The organism is uncultured Aquincola sp. (genome assembly GCF_964001545.1).
In the GTDB taxonomy this organism is placed as follows: Bacteria; Pseudomonadota; Gammaproteobacteria; order Burkholderiales; family Burkholderiaceae_C; genus Aquincola.
The window spans coordinates 1-3184 of record NZ_CAXFDV010000709.1 but is presented as its reverse complement, the minus strand read 5'-3'; the positions used below and the strand labels follow the sequence as shown (position 1 = coordinate 3184).

3 protein-coding genes are annotated in these 3184 nt (G+C 67.1%); all 3 read left to right on the top strand.

The window, feature by feature from the left end:
* On the top strand, positions 1-1105 hold a 1105-nt coding region (locus ABNT58_RS24975), incomplete at its 5' end, for a 3-hydroxyacyl-CoA dehydrogenase NAD-binding domain-containing protein (protein ID WP_348756089.1).
* 19 nt (positions 1106-1124) lie between these two features.
* A complete protein-coding gene (locus ABNT58_RS24970; RefSeq protein ID WP_348756088.1) occupies positions 1125-2300 on the top strand; it encodes an acetyl-CoA C-acyltransferase in 1176 nt (391 codons plus the stop codon).
* Positions 2301-2313: 13 nt separating this feature from the next.
* Positions 2314-3184: acyl-CoA dehydrogenase family protein (locus ABNT58_RS24965; protein WP_348756087.1), on the top strand; the 871-nt coding region annotated here is incomplete at its 3' end.

Here is a 3184-nt window from a genome sequence, read left to right as displayed (position 1 = left end):
GCTGGACCGTGGCATCGCCACCATCCGCAAGAACTACGAAGCGCAGGTCAAGAAGGGCAAGCTCAAGCAGGACAAGTACGAGCAGCGCATGGCCCTGCTGAGCACCACGCTGGACTACGCGGACATCCAGAACGCCGACCTGGTGATCGAGGCGGTGTTCGAGGAACTGGGCGTCAAGGAGAAGGTGTTCACCACGCTCGACGAGGTGATGAAGCCCGGTGCCATCCTGGCCTCCAACACCTCCACGCTCGACGTCGACAAGATCGCCAGCTTCACCAAGCGCCCGCAGGACGTGGTGGGCATGCACTTCTTCAGCCCGGCCAACGTGATGAAGCTGCTGGAGGTGGTGCGTGGCGCCAAGACCGGCAAGGACGTGCTGGCCACGGTGATGTCGCTGGCCAAGAAGATCAAGAAGACGGCCGTGGTCAGCGGTGTGTGCGACGGCTTCATCGGCAACCGCATGATCGAGCAGTACAGCCGCCAGGCCGGCTTCCTGCTGGAAGAAGGCGCCACGCCGCAGCAGGTGGACAAGGCGGTCGAGAAGTTCGGCTTTGCGATGGGCCCGTTCCGCATGGGCGACCTGGCCGGCAACGACATCGGCTGGGCCATCCGCAAGCGCCGCTACCAGGAAAAGCCCGACATGCGCTACAGCAAGACGGCCGACCTGCTGTGCGAGATGGGCCGCTACGGCCAGAAGACCGGCGCCGGCTGGTACGACTACGTGCCCGGCAAGCGCGACGCCATCCCGTCGGCGGCGGTCAACGAGATGATCGAGAAGCACCGTGCCGAGCTGGGCATCACGCCGCGCAAGATCAGCGACGAAGAGATCGTGCACCGGCTGGTGTATTCGCTGGTGAATGAAGGCGCCAAGATCGTGGAAGAGGGCATCGCCAGCAAGGCCAGCGACGTGGACATGGTCTACCTCACCGGCTATGGCTTCCCGCTGCATCGCGGTGGCCCGATGAACTATGCCGACACCCAGGGCCTGTTCAACGTGGTGCAGACGATGAAGCGCTTTGCACAGAACCCGCACGACGACGCCGGCTTCTGGGAACCCGCGCCGCTGCTGGCCCGCCTGGCGGCCGAAGGCAAGAGCTTCAACTGAACACGACGGGGAGAACCACATGACTTCCGCACTGATCGTCTCCACCGCCCGCACGCCCCTGGCCAAGAGCTGGAAGGGTGGCTTCAACATGACCCATGGCGCCACGCTGGGCGGCCATGCGGTGGCCGCCGCGGTGCAGCGCGCCGGCATAGCCCCCGAGCTGATCGAAGACGTGCTGATGGGCTGCGCCAACCCCGAAGGGGCCACCGGCGCCAACATCGCGCGCCAGATCGCGCTGCGCGCCGGCCTGCCGCTGACGGTGGCCGGCGTCACCATCAACCGCTTCTGCTCCAGCGGCCTGCAAACCATCGCCATGGCCTCGCAGCGCGTGATCGCCGGTGAGGCCGATGCCTACGTCGCCGGTGGCGTGGAAAGCATCTCCTGCGTGCAGCAGGAGATGAACACCCACATGCTGACCGAGCGTTGGCTCACCGAGAACAAGCCGGCCATCTACATGTCGATGCTGGAAACCGCCGAGACGGTGGCCAAGCGCTACGGCATTCCCAAGCAGCGCATGGACGAGTACGGCGCCGCCAGCCAGCAAAAGGCCGCCGCGGCGCGCGAGGCCGGCCTGTTTGATGCCGAGATCGCGCCCATCACCGTCACCGCCGGCGTGGCCGATCCGGTGATGGGCCTGGTGGCCCGCCAGGTCACCGTGAGTGCCGACGAAGGCATCCGCCCCGGCACCACACTGGAAGCGGTGCAGGGCATCCGCAGCGCGCTGCCGGGTGGCGTCATCACCGCCGGCAATGCCAGCCAGTTCAGCGACGGCGCGGGTGCCTGCGTGGTGGTCAGCGAAAAGCTGGCCGAGCAGCAGGGCCTGAAGCCGCTGGGCCGCTTCCTGGGCTTTGCGGTGGCCGGCTGCGAGCCCGACGAGATGGGCATCGGCCCGGTGTACGCCGTGCCCAAGGTGCTGGCCCGCCTGGGCCTGACGGTGGACGACATCGACCTCTGGGAGCTGAACGAAGCCTTTGCGGTGCAGGTGCTGTACTGCGCCGACAAGCTGGGCATTCCGATGGACCGCCTCAACGTCAACGGCGGCGCCATCGCGCTGGGCCACCCTTATGGCGTGAGCGGCCAGCGCCTGACCGGCCATGCGCTGATCGAAGGCAAGCGCCGCGGCGCCAAGAAGGTGTGCGTGACCATGTGCATCGGCGGCGGCATGGGCGCGGCCGGCATCTTCGAAGTGCTTTGAGTTCGGGGACCCGGTGAAGACCTACCGCGACACGCTCGACTTCCTGCTGCAGCACTGGCTGCAGCTGGATGCGCTGTACACCCGTGAGCACTTTGCCGACCACTCGGCCGAGACGGTGACCTCGGTGCTCGACACCTGCGAGCGGCTGGCGCGCGAGAAGTTCGCGCCCTTCAACCGCCTGGCCGACACCGAGGAACCCCACTTCGACGGCGAGCGGGTGCACCTGCCCCAGGCCACGCACCAGGCCGCGCTGGCCTATGCCGAAAGCGGCATGATCGCCGCCGCCCAGCCCTACGAAGTCGGCGGCATGCAGCTGCCCTTCGTGGTGCAGCTGGCCGCGGCCGGCTTCTTCAAGCTGGGCAGCGTGGCGATGAGCGCCTACGGCATGCTCACCGCCGGCAATGCCAACCTGCTGATGGCGCACGGCACGCCCACCCAGCGCGAGGTGTTCGCCAAGAACGAATTCGCCGGCCGCTGGTTCGGCACCATGTGCCTGAGCGAGCCGCAGGCCGGCTCCAGCCTGAGCGACATCGTCACCCGCGCGCAGCCCGATGGCGAAGGCTTCGAGCAAGACCCGCTGGGGCCGCGTTACCGGCTCACCGGCAACAAGATGTGGATCTCGGGCGGTGAGCACGAGATCACCGAGAACATCGTGCACCTGGTGCTGGCCAAGATCCCTGGCCCCGACGGCAAGTTGCCGGCCGGCACCCGTGGCATTTCCCTTTTTATCGTGCCCAAGCGGCTGGTCGACCCCCAAGGCCAGCTGACCGGCGAGCGCAACGACGTTGTGCTGGCCGGCCTGAACCACAAGCTCGGGTATAGAGGCACGACCAACACCTTGCTCAACTTCGGTGAGGGCAAGCACCAGCCCGGCGGCCGGGCCG

Coding starts and splice junctions, on each gene's coding strand:
- ABNT58_RS24970 (WP_348756088.1), top strand. CDS start 1,125: ATGACTTCCGCACTGATCGTCTCCACCGCCCGCACGCCCCTGGCCAAG.